This is a genomic window from Micromonospora chersina (assembly GCF_900091475.1).
GTDB lineage: Bacteria > Actinomycetota > Actinomycetes > Mycobacteriales > Micromonosporaceae > Micromonospora > Micromonospora chersina.
In genome coordinates this window covers 3,077,111-3,092,861 of record NZ_FMIB01000002.1, presented here as the reverse complement: position 1 = coordinate 3,092,861, position 15,751 = coordinate 3,077,111, and the positions used below count along the sequence as shown (strand labels likewise).

Genomic DNA, 15,751 nt, shown 5'->3' with positions numbered 1-15,751 from the left:
TCTACTCCGCGTCCGACATCAGGTACCGGTAGGACGGTCCGACGCGGGTTCCCCGGCCGCGGGGAGCCCGCGTCACACCGTCGGCACGCCGGAGACGTCCACTGTCTCCGGGTACTTGAGGCCCGCGCCGGTGTTGAGGACCACCACCCGCTCCCCGGGGCGGATCCAGCCGCCGGCCCGCAGGTGCCGGGCGGCGGTCAGGCAGGCCGCCCCCTCGGGGCAGAGCAGCAGCCCCTCCCGGGCGGCGAAGTCGCGCAGGTCGGCGAGGATCTCCTCGTCGTCCACGGCGATCGCGGTGCCGCTGCTCTCCCGCAGCGCGGCCAGGATCAGCTCGTCGCCGAGCGGGGCGGGCACGGTGATGCCGAACGCCAGGGTGTGCGCGTCCGCCCACGGGGTGGCCCGCGCCTCGCCGGCCGCGAACGCCCGGACGATCGGCGCGCAGCCGGTGGACTGGACCGCCACGAGGCGGGGCAGCCGGTCCTCGACCCAGCCCAGCTCGCGCAGCTCGTGCAGCGCCTTGTGGATGCCGATCAGCCCGACCCCGCCGCCGGTCGGATAGATGATCACGTCGGGCACCTGCCAGCCGAGCTGCTCGACGATCTCGTACCCCATGGTCTTCTTGCCCTCCAGGCGGTACGGCTCGCGCAGCGTGCCGGCGTCGAAGACCCGCCCGCCCGACTCGGCGACCAGCCCGGCCACCCACCGGCCGGCGTCGCTGATCAGGCCGTCGACCAGCCGCAGGTCCGCCCCGGCGGCGACGCACTCCCGCCGGCAGATGGTGGGCGCGTCGAGCGGCATGGCGATGGTGGCGCCCATCCCGGCCCGGGCCGCGTACGTCGCCCAGGCCGCCCCCGCGTTGCCGTTCGTCGGCATGGCGATGCGCTCGACGCCCAGCTCCCGGGCCCGGCTCACGCCCACCGCCGCGCCCCGGGCCTTGAACGAACCGGTGGGGGTCAGCCCCTCGTCCTTCACGATCAGGTCCGGGATGCCGATCTCCTGCCCGTACGCCGGGGCGCGCAGCAGCGGCGTCCAGCCCTCGCCCAGTGTGGTGACGAAGCGGGGATCGGCCACCGGCAGCAGCTCCCGGTAGCGCCACAGGTCGGCCGGGCGCAGCCCGAACTGCTCGGGGGTGACCGAGGCGGCCACCGCGGCCAGGTCGTAGCGGGCCAGCAGCGGGGAGCCGCACGCGCACAGGTTCTGCAACTTGTCGGCCGGGTGCCGCTGGTCGCAGCGCGGGCACTCCAGGTGCGTCAGGTGCACGGTGCTCCTCAGCTCGGGTCGAGGCTCAGCCAGTGCCGGCTGCGCCGACCCGGCTCGTAGGGGGAGTCCAGCCGCTTGGCCACGACCCCCGGGAGCCCCTGCTCGCGGGCGGTCCGCAGGGCGTCCGCGCCGACCCCCGGGAACCACGGCGGAGTCTGCCAGTGCGGGCCGGTCAGCGCCAGACCGTCGAGCAGCTCCCGGCGCTGCGCGTACGGCACGTCGAGGCTGCTCACGCCCTCCAGCCAGAGCAGGTCGACGGCGAGGAACTGGCCGTCGCGCTTCGTCGGCGCCTTGACCCGCCCGCCCGGGTCGATCCGGACCAGCACGCCGTCCAGCACCGCCTCGACCGGGGCCAGCTCCTCGGCCATGGCCCGCAACCACGGGTACGCGCCGCTGACGTCCTCGTCCGAGGAGTCGAGCAGCCGCAGCCGGCCGCCGGAGACGTACGCCATCGCCCGCACCCCGTCCCAGCGCAGCTCGTACCCCCAGGCGGCCTCGTCCTTCGGCAGTCCCTTGCCGGGCGTGCTGTGCATGGGCCGGACCAGCTCCGGCATCGGCGTCCAGCCCTCCGGGGCCGGGTCGGTGCGCCGGACCATCCAGTCCCGGCCCCGGCCACCCGTGGCGAAGAGGACGTAGCGCCCCTTCGTCCGCCGGCCGTCCAGGACCACGATGACCTCGTCGTCGCGCCACTTCTCCAGGCGGTAGGTGCCGGTGTCGTGGACGGTCATCCGCCCGCCGCCGTACTCGCCGGCCGGGATCTCGCCGTGGAAGGTGAGGTACTCCATCGGGTGGTCCTCGGTGTGCACGGCGAGGTGGTTGCGGCCCGGGTCGCGGGGCAGGCCGCGCGGCACCGCCCAGGAGGCCAGCACGCCGTCGTGCTCCAGGCGCAGGTCCCAGTGCAGGCTCCGGGCGTGGTGCTGCTGGATCACGAACCGGGGCTTGCGCCGCGCGGCCCGCTTCCGCTCCGGGGTCTCTTCCGGCACCGGCTCCGGGGTACGCGCCGCGTCCCGTTTCCGCCGGTACTCCTCCAGCCGGTCAGCCACCCCCGCATTCTCCGGCAGGTCCGGCCCGATCGCCCGGTTCCTGCCGCTTCTGTCCCGTTCGGCCGTGCCTCGGCGGGTCGCCGGCATGGCGGCGGCGATCACGGGTAGAAGCGTCGGTATGGACCTCGACCAGCCCACCGCCCCGCTCACCGGCGACGTCCGGATGCCGCTGCTCGGCTTCGGCACCTGGCAGGCCACCGGCGAGGCCGGGTACGACGCGGTGCTCGCCGCCCTCGACGCCGGTTACCGGCACATCGACACGGCCACGATGTACGGCAACGAGAAGGAGGTCGGCCGCGCGGTGAAGGAGAGCGGGCTGCGCCGCGAGGACCTCTTCATCACCACGAAGCTGCCGCCGGACCGGGTGGGCCGGGAGCGGGAGACCATCGAGGCGAGCCTCGCCGCCCTGGACACCGACCACGTCGACCTGTGGCTGATCCACTGGCCGCCGTCCGCGCCCGGCGACAGCATCCCGGTGTGGCGTGAGCTGCTCGCCGCCCGCGACGAGAACCTGACCCGGGCCGTCGGGGTGAGCAACTACAGCGTCAGCCAGATCGACGAGCTGATCCAGGCCACCGAGGAGACCCCGGCGGTCAACCAGATCCGCTGGAGCCCGTCCCTGTACGACCGCCAGGTGCACGCCGCGCACCGGGACCGGGGCGTGGTGCTGGAGGGCTACAGCCCGTTCAAGACCAGCGACCTCTCCGATCCGGTGCTGGTCCGGATCGCCCAGGCGCACGACGTCTCGCCGGCCCAGGTGGTGCTGCGCTGGCACATCGACCACGAGATCGTGGTCATCCCGAAGTCGGTCACCCCGGACCGGATCCGGGCCAACGCCGACGTGTTCGGCTTCTCGCTCACCGCCGAGGAGATGCGCGACATCGACGCCCTCGGCCACTGAGTTCCGAGCCTGAGGCGGGGCGCGGCCCATGCGAACCGCGCCCCGGGATCAGGTGGGCGTCACGCCCTGGCGCAGGTGGCGCCGTTGAGGGTGAAGCTGCTGGGCGTGGAGAACGCGCCGTTCAGCGTCGCCTGGTAGCCGAAGCTGGTCGAGGCTCCGGGTGCGAGGGTGCCGTTGTAGCTCAGGTTCCGCGCGGTCACCGCGGACCCGCTCTGCGTCACCGTGGCGTTCCACGAGCCGGTGATGGTCTGTCCGGAGGGCAGGTTGTAGTTCAGGGTCCAGCCGTTGACGGTGCTGGAGCCGGTGTTGGTGATCGTCACGTCGGCGGTGAAGCCGTTGCTCCAGACGTTTGTCGTGTACTTCACCGAGCAGGCGGCGTTGCCCGGCGGCGGGGTGGTGGCCGGCGGCGGCGTGGTCGGCGTGGTGCCGCCGGTGTTGACGCTCTGCGAGAAGGAGTTGACCGCCAGGCCGACGCCGCCCTGCCACGGCTCGAAGCCGGCCTGGATGCTGGTCAGGTACCAGTCGCTGGTGATCGCACCGCGGTTCTTCGTGTCGTTGATGAACGCCATGGCGTCGAAGCTCATGCTGGGGATCGCCGACGGGGCCACGTACGAGATGACGTTGTTCGAGCCGTTGCTGCCCCGCCAGACCTCCCAGGTCCGGCCCGCGATGCTGGCGTTGCCGACGGGCGAGCCGATGGGCTGGATGGGGCCCTGCCGGTTGAGCCAGATCATGATCTCCATCTGGTTCACGCCGTCCTTCTTCGGGGACGGGTCGAGCCAGATGTCGTACGCGGCGTCGTAGATGGCGCCGCTGACGTAGTTGTAGCTGATGCTGCCCGGCGCGCTGCTGATGTTCTTCACCTGCACCGGCAGGTTGGTGCCGGGTGAGCAGTTCGTGTAGTGGCAGCCCACGAAGATCGACGGGTACGACACCGGTGCGCCGCTCGTCGATCCGACGCCGTCCTGGCGGGTGATCGAGAAGCCGGTGGAGGTGACGTTGATGCACTGCTGCGCGCTGGTGCCCCAGCGGTTGTTCTGCACGACGTACTTCCCGCCGATGGTGGTCGACCCGTACTGCTCGCAGATCTGGGTGTCGGCCGAGGCGGTGCCGCCGAGCGCGACGGCGACGATCGCGCCGGCGGCCAGCAGGCCGGCCGCCGCGAGGGCTCTCAGTGGACGCTTCATGATGCTCCGATTCGTGGTGGCGGGTGGGTCCGGGAGCGCTCCCACACTTAGACCAACACATTTACATGCCTGAAACTGCTGCGCAACCGCACCGACCATCTCGATAGTTCCGGCCACCGTCGGTGAAGCTCTGATGTCGTTCTGTTGTGGCGGTCGCAAGGCGGTTCCCCCGGTCGGGGCGGGATTCCCGCCGGTGGGAGGGCTCCCGGTCGCTGACCGGGCCGGTACGCCCGGGCCGATGGGCACTTCCGCCAGTTGGTTGCGGCGAGTAATGTCTTGCCTCCAACGCGTTCCGATCCCCTCCGGAGGCGTACCCCACGATGGGTGGTTCCCCCCTGCGCATCCTCGTCGTCGGCGCGGGCATCGCCGGTCTCGCCGTGGCCCGGGCGCTGCGCCTCGCGGGGTTCCGCCCCGACGTGACCGAGAAGCTGCCGCCGACCGAGCGTGCCGACATCGGCCTCTACCTGCCGGGCAACGCGGCCCGCGCGCTGCGCCGGCTCGACCTGGACGGCCCCGTACGCCCCCTCGGCCAGGTCATCCACCGGCAGCGCTTCCTGGACGCCACCGGCGCGCCGCTCTGCGAGGTCGACCTCGACGGGCTCTGGGCCGGGGTGGGCGAGTGCCGGGCGCTGCCCCGCGCCGAACTGCACCGGGTGCTGCTCAGCGGGGCCGGCGGCGCCGTCCGGCACGGGGCCGAGGTCAGCACCGTCGATCCGCTGCCCGGCGGCGTCGCGGTCGGCTTCACCGACGGCACCAGCGGGGAGTACGACCTCGTCATCGGCGCCGACGGCCCCCGCTCGGCGGTGCGTACCCTGGCCGCGCTCGGCGGCCCGCCCCGCCCCGCCGGCCAGGTCGTCTACCGCAGCGTGGTGCGCGGCGGCCCCCGGGTGGCCGACTGGACCGCCCTGCTCGGCCAGCGCGCCGGCTTCCTCGTGGTGCCGCTCGGCGCCGGCCGGCTGCACTGCTACGCCGACGAGGCCGGCACCAGCCTGCCGGCCGACCCGCTCGCCCGGCTGCACGAACTGTTCGGCGACTACGGCGGCCCGGTCCCCGAGGTGCTCGCCGCGCTGGAGACGGTGGATGTGGAGCTCACCACCGAGGTCGAGCTGGGGCGCTGGTTCCACGGCCGGGTGCTGCTCGTCGGTGACGCCGCTCACGCCACCGCGCCGACGCTGTCCCAGGGCGCCGCCATGGCGCTGGAGGACGCCGTGGTGCTCGCCGAGTCGCTGCGGGCGGCCGGCAGCGTCGAGGCCGCGCTCATCGCGTACGAGAGTCGCCGCCGCCCCCGTACCCGCTGGGTGCGGGACCGGACCCGGGACCGCAACCGCACCCGCGACGTGCCGCCGGCGCTGCGCGACCCGTTGCTGCGCGGACGTGGCGGGCGGATCTTCCAGGAGCACTACCGGCTCCTCACCGGCCCGCTCTGAGGGCCGAAGATCGTAGCCGCCCACCCCACGCGGCGGGGCCCACTACCGGGGACTATCCTCCTTGCGGATGACGGCTGCGCAGATGAACAGCGCGCCGAGCGGGACAACCCAGAACCGGAGGCCACTCGTGACCACCGTCGCACCCAAGCCGGTCGTGACCCGGCCCTGGCCGGTCCGCGAGCCGGTCAAGGGGTCGGCCCTCGCGCGGCTGCTGCGCACCACGGACGCGAAGCAGATCGGGATCATGTACATGGTCACCGCGTTCGCGTTCTTCATGATCGGCGGCCTCATGGCCCTGATCATGCGCGCCGAGCTGGCGCGACCGGGGCTGCAGTTCCTGTCGCCCGAGCAGTACAACCAGCTCTTCACCATGCACGGCACGATCATGCTGCTGTTCTTCGCGACGCCGATCGTGTTCGCCTTCGCGAACTACGTGGTGCCGCTGCAGATCGGCGCGCCCGACGTGTCGTTCCCCCGACTGAACGCGTTCGCCTACTGGCTGTACCTGTTCGGCGGCACCATGGCCACGGCCGGCTTCATCACCCCGGGCGGTGCGGCCGACTTCGGCTGGACGGCGTACACGCCGCTGAGCACCGCCGAGCACGCGCCGGGCGTCGGCGCGAACATGTGGGTCGTCGGCCTGGCCATCTCCGGTCTGGGCACGATCCTCGGCGCGGTCAACCTGATCACCACGATCCTGACCCTGCGCGCCCCCGGCATGACCATGTTCCGGATGCCGATCTTCACCTGGAACATGCTGGTCACCAGCCTGCTGGCGATCCTGGTCTTCCCGCTGCTGGCCGCCGCGCTCTTCGCGCTGGCCGCGGACCGCCTGATCGGCGCCCACGTGTACGACCCCGCCACCGGCGGCCCGATGCTGTGGCAGCACCTGTTCTGGTTCTTCGGGCACCCCGAGGTCTACATCATCGCGCTGCCGTTCTTCGGCATCATCACCGAGATCATCCCGGTCTTCTCCCGGAAGCCGATCTTCGGTTACAAGGGCCTGGTCGCCGCGACCATCGCCATCGCCGCCCTGTCGATGAGCGTGTGGGCGCACCACATGTTCGCGACCGGCCAGGTGCTGCTGCCGTTCTTCAGCTTCCTCAGCTACCTGATCGCCGTGCCGACCGGTATGAAGTTCTTCAACTGGATCGGCACCATGTGGCGGGGCCAGATCACCTTCGAGACGCCGATGCTCTTCGCGGTCGGCTTCCTGGTGACCTTCCTCTTCGGTGGCCTTACCGGTGTGCTGCTCGCCAGCCCGCCGCTGGACTTCCACCTGCACGACTCGTACTTCGTGGTCGCGCACTTCCACTACGTGCTCTTCGGCACCATCGTGTTCGCCGTCTTCGGCGGCATCTACTTCTGGTTCCCGAAGATGTTCGGCCGGATGCTCGACGAGCGGCTCGGCAAGATCCACTTCTGGCTGACGATGATCGGCTTCCACACCACCTTCCTGGTGCAGCACTGGCTCGGCGCCGAGGGCATGCCCCGCCGGTACGTCGACTACCTGCCCGGTGACGGCTTCACCTTCCTGAACACGCTGTCCACGATCGGCGCGTTCATCACCGGTATCTCGACCCTGCCGTTCATCTGGAACTGCTGGAAGTCGTACAAGACCGGTCCGGTGGTCGAGGTCGACGACCCGTGGGGCCACGGCAACTCGCTCGAGTGGGCCACCAGCTCGCCGCCCCCGCTGCGGAACTTCGACCGGATGCCGCGGATCCGCTCCGAGCGGCCGGCGTTCGACCTCAAGTTCCCCGAGCTGGCCGCCGGCACCACCCTGGCCGGCCCGCCGGAGGGCGGCGCCAAGCCGCTGACCAGCGAGTCCGACGGTGGCGCCAGCTACCAGGAGGACACCGAGGGCCGGCTCGACAAGAGCTGACCCGGCCAGAACCGAACGACGGGCGCCGCACCCCACGGGGGTGCGGCGCCCGTCGCTTTCCACCCCAACCCCGACGCGCACCGCCACCCCACGGCCTGGCGCGGTTGATCAAGAGGTTTGCGTCAGGAACCAGCCCGAACCTGACGCAAACCTCTTGATCGACCCGCTGAAGGTCGGGGCGAGGGAGGCGGAGGAGGCCGCACACCCCCACCTCGGCGAACCGATGCCCGTTCTCGCCCGGCGCGCGTTGATCAAGGAGTTTGCGTCGGGGACGAGGCCGAACCTGACGCAAACCTCTTGATCAACGCGCCCCCAGGGAGGGGGTCAGAGGGTGGCGGGGGCCAGTTCGGGGGTGGGGGTCGGGGTTTGGTTGCGGCGGTGGCGGAGTTCGAGCGGCAGGACGGCCAGGGCGACCAGCACGCCGATCGCGCCGGTGACCGCGAACCCCCACGCCGGCGCCGAGGCGTCGATCACCGCGCCGGCCAGCGGCGCACCCAGCGCGATGCCGACGGTCACGGCCGAGCCGTGCAGGCCCATGGCCTCGCCGCGTACGCCGGCCGGGGCGAGCCGGCTCACCGCGTCGGAGGTCGAGGCGATGGACGGCGCGCAGAGCGCCCCGGCCGGGAAGAGCGCCAGGCTGAGCAGCCACCAGTGCGACCCGCCCAGCCCCACCGGGATGGTGGTCAGGCTCAGCGCCGCCACGAGGACCAGCGGGGAGAGCGAGCGGGTGACCGCCCCGTACGCGAAGCCGCCCAGCAGCGACGCGATAGCCCACATGGCCAGGACGGCGCCGGTCCAGCCGACCTCGCCGCCCTCGCGTAGCACGGCGACCACCGCGACGTCGGTGCCGCCGAGCACGAGGGTGGCGGCCAGGCTGACCGCCAGGACGGCCAGCAGCCGCGGGGTGAGCCACTCCCGGCGGGGCACCTTGCGGGCCGGGCCGGCCGGCTCGTCGGCGGCGCGGGTGGGCGGGTCGAGCAGCCAGAAGCAGATCCCGGAGGCCACGATGCCGGCGCCGACCGCCCACATGGTCAGCCGGGGCGACACGGCGGCGGCCATGGCCACGGCCAGCGCGGGGCCGACCATGAACGACAGCTCCACCGACATCGAGTCGAGGGCGTACGCGGGGCGGCGCCGCTCGGCCGGCACCAGCGCGGCGACCGACTGCCGGACCACCGAGAAGACCGGCAGCGCGAGCAGGCCGGCCAGGAACGCGGTGGGCAGCAGCACGGGGTACGACAGGGTCGGCGCGCAGGCCCAGAAGACGCCCTCCGCGACAGTGGTGAGCAGCAGCACCGGGCGCAGCCCGCGCCTGTCGACCAGCCGGCCGAGCAGCGGGGAGCCGAGCGCGGCGCCGACGGTGGACGCGGCGCCCACCAGGCCGGCCGCGCCGTAGCCGCGACCGAGGTCCAGCACGACGTGGAAGGTGAGCGTCACGCCGGTCGCGGTGAGCGGGATGCGCGCCAGCACCGAGATCAGCAGCAACGACCGGAGACCGGGCAGGGCGAGCGCCTCCCGGTAAGGTTTCAAGTTCACGACGGTCCGTACCTCCGGCCGCAATCCTGGGCCGGGGGTACGACACCCGCAACCGATTACCCGCTCAAGCGGCCCTGATCACAGGCTCCCCGACCATGGTGACCCCGGCGCCCTCCAGCGACCGCAGCGCCACGTCCAGGGTGTCGGGCGCGACGGCGGCCGTCAGGTCCAGCAGCACGGTGGTCCGGAACCCCTCCCGGGCGGCGTCCAGCGCCGTGGCGCGGACGCAGTGGTCGGTCGCGATGCCGACCACGTCGACCCGGTCGACGTCGTGCCGGCGCAGCCAGTCGGCCAGGCACTCGCCGTCGTCCGCGTGGCCCTCGAAACCCGAGTACGCGGCCGCGTGCTCGCCCTTGTGGAAGATCGCCTCCACCGGGCCGGTCTCCAGGTCGGGGTGGAACTCCGAGCCGGCGGTGCCCACGACGCAGTGCCGGGGCCAGGAGTCGACGTAGTCCGGCGGGTCGCCGAAGTGCGCGCCCGGGTCGATGTGGTAGTCCTTCGTCGCGACCACGTGGTCCCAGCGCTCCGGCTCGGCGGCGAGCAGCCGGGAGATGCCGGCGGCGACGCCCGCCCCGCCGGTCACCGCCAGGGAGCCGCCCTCGCAGAAGTCGTTCTGCACGTCGACGATGATCAAGGCGTTGGCCATCGGATCGCTCCTCTCAGCTCGCGGGTACGACGGTCACCGGGACGGCCGGGTCGCCGCCGGAGAGCTTGAGCCCCTCCCAGGGGATGGAGATGAGGCACTGCCGCAGGTGCTCCCGGGACTCGTCGAGGGTGGGCAGCGCCACCGGCTCGCCCTCGACGACGAACGAGCGCTGGAGCAACCGGTCGTTGGGCTGCCGGTCCGGCACCCCCTGCGGGACGATGATCTCCTCGGTGGCGGTGCCGGTGGGCTTGTGCCGGCGCACGGCCACCTTCCGGCCGCCGATCGTGGCCTTGTGCTCGGAGCGCTTGACCACCGGGCGCCCCTCCACCTCGACCAGCTTGTAGACCAGGCCGGCGGTGGGGGCGCCCGAGCCGGTCACCACGGCGGTGCCCGCGCCGTACATGTCGACGGGCTCGGCGGCGAGCGAGGCGATGGCGTACTCGTCGAGGTCGCCGGACACGATGATCTTCGTCTCGGTGGCGCCCAGCGAGTCGAGCAGCTCGCGGGACTGCTGGGCGATCACCGCGAGGTCGCCCGAGTCGATCCGGACCGCGCGCAGCTCCGGCCCGGCCACCGCGATGGCGTTGCGGATGCCCTGGCTGATGTCGTAGGTGTCGACCAGCAGCGTGGTGTCCTTGCCCAGCGTGGCGACCTGCGAGGCGAACGCCGCCTGCTCATCGTCGTGCAGCAGGGTGAACGCGTGCGCCGCGGTGCCGGCGGTGGGGATGCCGTAGCGCTGCCCGGCGGCCAGGTTGGAGGTGAACCGGAACCCGGCCAGGTACGCGGCCCGGGCGGCGGCCACCGCGGCCTCCTCGTGCGCCCGCCGGGAGCCCATCTCGATCAGCGCCCGGCCCCGGGCCGCGGTCACCATCCGGGCCGCCGCGGCGGCCACCGCGCAGTCGTGGTTGAGCACCGACAGCACCAGCGTCTCCAGCACCACGCACTCCGCGAAGGTGCCCGAGACGGTGAGGATCGGGGAGCCGGGGAAGAACAGCTCGCCCTCCGCGTACCCGTCGACGTCGCCGCTGAAGCGGTAGTCGGCCAACCACCGGGCGGCCCGGTCGTCCACCACGCCGGTGCGGCGCAGGAACTCGATCTCGTCGGGGTCGAACCGGAAGTCGCGGATCAGGTCGATCAGCCGGCCGGTCCCGGCGACCACGCCATAGCGGCGGCCGGCCGGCAGCCGCCGGCTGAACACCTCGAAGACGCAGCGACGGTCGGCCGTGCCGTCCCGCAGGGCGGCGCTGACCATGGTCAGCTCGTAGTGGTCGGTCAGCAGCGCGGGGCGAAGGGTGCTCACCGCCTCAGCCTAGAGTTCAGGCCGGATCCCCGCCGTCGTGGCCCGGCATCGAGCGCAGCGCGGCCCGCAGCTCCGCCCGCCCGGCCACCCCGAGCTTGCTGTAGATCCGCTGGAGGTGGTTCTCCACCGTGCGGGTGGAGAGGAAGAGCCGCTCGGCGATGGCGCGGCTGGTCACGCCGTCGGCGGCCAGCCGGCCGATCTCCCACTCGCGCTCAGTGAGCGTCGGGCGGAGCAGCCGCAGCGCCGGCGTGGACACCTCGTCGCAGCGGCGGAGCAGGTCCGCGAGACGTTCCCGGGCCGGGCCGGTGGCGCCGGCGCGGCTGCGGCCCATCCGGTGCAACGCCATGGCGGTCGCCTCGGCGGCGTAGACGATCAGCTCCCGGGCGGCGAAGCCGTCGGCCACGGCGAGCAGCTCGTCGGGGCCGCCGTCGAGGGTGGCGCGGGCGTAGCGGGCGACAAGCGGCGGCAGCACCCCGTCGACCTGCTCGGAGAGCTCGGCGAGGCGTTGTGCCACGGTCCGCCGGCCGCCGTCGGTGCAGGTCGGCCCGACCGCCGCGGCGGCCTGGTCGAACCGGACCAGGTCGAGCAGGACGAGCAGTTCGTGCCCGGCCAGGCCGTCCTCGCGCAGGCGGTCGGCGAGCGCGCAGAGGTGCTTGACGGCCGCCGGCAGGTCGCCGGCCACCGCGTGCACGGCGCCCCGGGCCTGCTCCAGCCAGGGGTAGAGCACCGCCATCCCGGGCGCGTGGGTCCGGTCCGCCTCGGCCATCGCCTCCGCCGCGTGGTCGGCGTCGCCGCGCAGCGCCGCCGCCTGGGCCCGCTCGGCGTGGGCCAGACCGGCGTAGACGCGGCTGGTCGCGAGCACGGCACAGGCGCCCAGGCTGGTCTTCAGCGCCTCGTCGCCGCGCCCGCGCAGCCGCGCCGCGTACGCCTGAAGGATGGCGAGGTAGCCCGTGCCGAGCCGGAAGTCCCCGGCGCCGGCCAGGTCGGCGAACTCGTCGGCGACGATCGCGTCGATGCCGGCCAGGTCGCCGGAGAGCGCCAGGCGGGTGCCCCGGGCCAGCTCCATGGCGAGCTGGAGGTAGGGCATGTCGCCCCGCCAGTACGCCGCCTCGGCCTCGACCCGGGCGATCGCCGTGGCGCTGCGCCGGTACTGCCCCTGCGCGGCCTGGAGGTGCGCGAGGGTGCACCGGGCCAGCTCGCGTGCCGCCATCGGGGCGGCCGGCCGGTCCAGCACCGTCTGGGCCAGCCGGACCGCCGCCTCGATGTCCAGGCGGTGCAGCCGCATGATCGCCTCGAAGGCGCGGACCCGGGCCTGGTCGGCGGCGTCGGTCAGCTCGGCGCCCCGCGCCGCGATCTCCTCCACCGTGGACTCCCGGCTCAGCCCCCAGTAGCTGACCATGCCCCGGGCCGTCAGCCAGCGGCCGCGGCGCCGGTCGTCCTGGATCGCCCCGGCCACCTGGTCGAGCACCTCGATGGCCTCCTCCGGCCGGTCGCCGAACATGAGGATGGTGGCGAGCAGTTCCGCCGCGTCCGAGCCGCCCTCGCCGTCCAGCGCCGCCCGGGCCAGCCGGGTGGCCAGCGGCACGTCGTAGCGGCCGAAGGCCTGGGCCGCCGCGTCGAGCAGCAGGGCGGGGTCCTGCGCCGTGCCCGAGTCGAGCCGCCAGACGGCGACCCGCAGCAGGTCGTCGCGGCGCCGCTTGCCGACGCGCTCCAGCAGCCCGGCCAGGGTGGCCTGGAGCCGGCGGGTGCGGCTGACCGGGCAGTGCCGGCGCATCACCTCGCCGTAGAGCGGGTGGGCGAGGCGGACGTTCAGCCGCCGGTCGTCGTGCACCATGGCGATCAGGCCGCGCTCCTCGGCGATCTCCACGTCGGCCGGGTCGACCGCCTGCTCCAGCAGTTGCAGGCCGAGCGGCTCGCCGAACGCCACCAGCTCGACCACGGCCCGTACGCCGGGTGTGAGCTGGCCGATCCGGGTGTCGATCAGGTCGGTGAGGCTGGGTGCCAGCTCCAGCCGGCCGGTCCACTTCCAGATGCCGTACCTGCGGCTCAGCTCGTCGCCGCCGGAGGCGGCCAGCACCAGCTCGCGCAGCAGCAGCGGGTTGCCGGCGGAGAGCCGGAACAGCCGCTCGGAGGAGCCGGCGTCGACCGGCCCGCCGAGGATCGCGGCGAGCAGCCCGGTGGTCTCGCTCGGACCCAGCGGACCCAGCTCGACCAGGTCGACGAGGTCGTCGGTCCACAGGGCACGGATCGGCAGCGGGATCTGCTCGCCGTTGCGCAGCGTGCCGAGCACCGTGGCGTTCTCGGAGCGGGCGATGAGGTGCACGAGCGCGGCCGACGGCGGGTCGAGCAGGTGCGCGTCGTCGATGGCCAGCACGATCGGCCGGCCGGCGGCCTGCTCCTGGAGCACGTCGACCGCCCAGCGCAGGATGCCGGCGGGGGACAGGCCCTGCGGCTGGGCGGCGGGGAGCACCTGGACCAGCCCGCCGAACGGCAGCGCGGCGGTGGTGGCGCTGGCCGCGACGGACCAGATCGCGTAGCGGTCGGTGGGGAGGGCGGCCACCCCCTCGCGCAGCAGCCGGCTCTTGCCGACCCCTGCGCTTCCGCTGAAGAGCAGCCCGCGTCCCTCCTGGCCGCCGACCGCCGACAACAGACGGTTGAGCTCATCCGTTCGGCCGACGAAGTCCCACCGACTCATCGGTGCAGCATATCGATGGTGTTCCGTCCGCGCGCATACCGTCACGGAGCGAAGTTGAGTAATCTGTCGATTACTCGTGAGTATCGGATGTGTTCGGTGTCGGATCCGCGACAGCCGTACTCTTCCGACATCCCCTGCGACCAGGGATTTCCACGCGACCGGACCGCAACCCGGTCGCCTCACCGGGAGGCCGCCTGATGAAGCCGGGTTCGCTCCCCTCGATCGACGTGCCCGACCCCGACGGGCTCGCCGAGCCGCCCCGCTGTGCCCCGCTGCCCACCCGGCTGGGGGTGACCGAGCCCGGGCCCGAGGAGCCGCTGGGTGTCGTGGTCACCGGCCCGGCCGGCGCCGGCCGCCGCGAGCTGCTCGCCGGCCTGCTCGGGCTGGATCCCGGGATGCTCGCCGTGCCCGCCGGCAGCCACCTGCTCGTCAACCACGCCAAGGTGCCCACCCGCGCCGCCTACGTGCCGGGCTACCGCCAGCCGCACTCCTACGGGGCCGACCCGCTCGCCGCCGGCCCGGCGCTGGCCCGGCCGCCACGCCGGGTGGAGCTGAGCCTGCCGGACCCGCTGCTGCGGCATTTCGCCGTGCTCGACACGCCGGACACCGGCGTCCTCGGGGTGGCCGGCGGCCGGGTGCTGCTCGACGCGGCGGGCCGGGCCGGCGCCCTGCTCTTCGTGATCTCCGCCGACCAGGCGTTCAGCGCGGCCGAGCTGCACCTGCTGGCCGAGGTGGCGCGCACGCGGGTCGAGGTGTTCTTCGCCGTCACCCCCGGCGTGGCGGGCTGGGCGGCGCCGGCGGACGGCACGACGACGGAGGACACGGGGGCGTCCGGGTCGTCGGCCGGCGGGTCCGGCCCGCCCGGCCCCGCCGCCCGCCGGTACGACCCGGTGGACGTCTCCGTGGCGGCGCACCGGGCCGCGCTGCTGGCCGCGGTGCCCGCGCTCGCGTCGGCCCGCTGGTTCCCGGTCCGCCAGAACGAGCACTCGGTGCTGCGCCGCGCACTGGTCGGCTGGGCCGCCGACGAGGGGCTGCGCCGGGCCAGTTCCCGCCCGCCGGAGCCGCCCGGCGCGCACGGCCGCGTGCCCGTGGTGGCCGGTGTCGAGCCGGCCGACCTCACCCAGCGGATCGACCGCCAGGCCCGTTCGTGCGCCCAGCGGATCCGCCAGCACCTCGCCCTGGAGCTGGCCGACATCCACCTCCGGGTGGTGCAGGAGATCGTCTTCGGGGTGGGCTGCGCCGGCCTGCCGCAGCTGCTCGACCGCGAGATGGAGGCGCTGTCGCTGCTGGCCACCGCGCAGTGCGACGAGGCGGTCCGGGGCATCGTCGACGACGCGGCCGCCCGGGTCTTCGGCGCGCCGCTCGCCGAGGGGGTGCGCCGCCGGATCGTGCACGCCGTCCGTTGGGGCCTGGCCGACCACCCCGATGGTCCGGAGCTGGACCGGGTGCTCCTGGTCACCAGCACGGCCGGGGTGGCCGGGCTGGCCGGGGCCGGCGCGCTCGACGCGCTGGCCGGCTGTCCGGGCGCGGAGCGCGACGAGGCGCTCCCACCCGTCGGGGTGGCCCTCAACGGCGGGTGCTGGCAGCACTGGCGGGTCCCCGGCAACGCCGACCCGAACGCCGCCCGCTCCTGGGCGCAGCGGGCGCTGCGCGAGGTCGAGCTGGAGCTGTCCCGCCAGGTGTCCCGCCGTTTCGAGGTGATCCGTCTCTCGCTGGGCGCGGTCCTCACCGATGCTGTCGACCACGGCATCCTGCTCGCCTGAGGTCGGGGCGGCCGCACTGCCGCGCGGGCCGGCGTACGCGGCCCGGGCGGGTGATCCCGACCGCCGCGCCGTTCCGGTTCATCGGTTCCCCGGATCCGGTGGCACGAT

Annotated in this window: 11 protein-coding genes; 4 read left to right on the top strand and 7 right to left on the bottom strand. The window is 73.7% G+C overall.

Annotated elements, in window-relative coordinates:
- Nucleotides 1-72: 72 nt before the first annotated feature.
- Nucleotides 73-1,260: a threonine synthase gene (locus GA0070603_RS14055; protein ID WP_091313034.1), complete on the bottom strand. Its 1,188-nt coding sequence runs from the start codon at nucleotides 1,258-1,260 to the stop codon at nucleotides 73-75.
- A gap of 8 nt (nucleotides 1,261-1,268) precedes the next feature.
- Nucleotides 1,269-2,303: a DNA polymerase ligase N-terminal domain-containing protein gene (locus GA0070603_RS14050; protein WP_091321932.1), complete on the bottom strand. Its 1,035-nt coding sequence runs from the start codon at nucleotides 2,301-2,303 to the stop codon at nucleotides 1,269-1,271.
- Nucleotides 2,304-2,421: 118 nt separating this feature from the next.
- On the opposite strand from GA0070603_RS14050, the gene GA0070603_RS14045 reads away from it, so the two are divergent.
- Nucleotides 2,422-3,204, top strand: a complete 783-nt coding sequence (locus GA0070603_RS14045) for an aldo/keto reductase (RefSeq protein WP_091313031.1) — start codon at nucleotides 2,422-2,424, stop codon at nucleotides 3,202-3,204.
- A gap of 59 nt (nucleotides 3,205-3,263) precedes the next feature.
- On the opposite strand, the gene GA0070603_RS14040 is transcribed toward GA0070603_RS14045, so the two are convergent.
- Nucleotides 3,264-4,391, bottom strand: coding sequence for a glycoside hydrolase family 12 protein (locus GA0070603_RS14040; RefSeq protein ID WP_091313028.1), 1,128 nt, complete (start codon nucleotides 4,389-4,391; stop codon nucleotides 3,264-3,266).
- 320 nt (nucleotides 4,392-4,711) lie between these two features.
- Between GA0070603_RS14040 and GA0070603_RS14035 the strand changes: the two genes are divergently transcribed.
- Nucleotides 4,712-5,818 carry an FAD-dependent monooxygenase gene (locus tag GA0070603_RS14035; protein WP_091313026.1) on the top strand — a complete coding sequence of 369 codons (1,107 nt, stop codon included), beginning with the start codon at nucleotides 4,712-4,714 and terminating at the stop codon, nucleotides 5,816-5,818.
- 127 nt (nucleotides 5,819-5,945) lie between these two features.
- Entirely contained in the window at nucleotides 5,946-7,703 is a 1,758-nt protein-coding gene (gene ctaD, locus GA0070603_RS14030; RefSeq protein ID WP_091313023.1) for an aa3-type cytochrome oxidase subunit I, read from the top strand.
- Nucleotides 7,704-8,027: 324 nt separating this feature from the next.
- Here the strand turns inward: ctaD and GA0070603_RS14025 are convergent, their stop codons facing one another.
- From GA0070603_RS14025 to GA0070603_RS14010, 4 genes are read right to left on the bottom strand one after another with little or no spacing between them, the layout of a single operon-like run.
- Nucleotides 8,028-9,263, bottom strand: coding sequence for an MFS transporter (locus GA0070603_RS14025; protein WP_091313022.1), 1,236 nt, complete (start codon nucleotides 9,261-9,263; stop codon nucleotides 8,028-8,030).
- A gap of 40 nt (nucleotides 9,264-9,303) precedes the next feature.
- Nucleotides 9,304-9,885, bottom strand: coding sequence for an isochorismatase family protein (locus GA0070603_RS14020; protein ID WP_091313019.1), 582 nt, complete (start codon nucleotides 9,883-9,885; stop codon nucleotides 9,304-9,306).
- A 13-nt stretch (nucleotides 9,886-9,898) separates the two neighbouring features.
- Entirely contained in the window at nucleotides 9,899-11,185 is a 1,287-nt protein-coding gene (locus GA0070603_RS14015) for a nicotinate phosphoribosyltransferase (protein ID WP_091313017.1), read from the bottom strand.
- Between the two features lie 16 nt (nucleotides 11,186-11,201).
- Nucleotides 11,202-13,880 carry a LuxR C-terminal-related transcriptional regulator gene (locus GA0070603_RS14010; protein WP_091313014.1) on the bottom strand — a complete coding sequence of 893 codons (2,679 nt, stop codon included), beginning with the start codon at nucleotides 13,878-13,880 and terminating at the stop codon, nucleotides 11,202-11,204.
- A gap of 197 nt (nucleotides 13,881-14,077) precedes the next feature.
- On the opposite strand from GA0070603_RS14010, the gene GA0070603_RS14005 reads away from it, so the two are divergent.
- Nucleotides 14,078-15,643: a P-loop NTPase family protein gene (locus GA0070603_RS14005; RefSeq protein WP_091313011.1), complete on the top strand. Its 1,566-nt coding sequence runs from the start codon at nucleotides 14,078-14,080 to the stop codon at nucleotides 15,641-15,643.
- Nucleotides 15,644-15,751 lie beyond the last annotated feature (108 nt).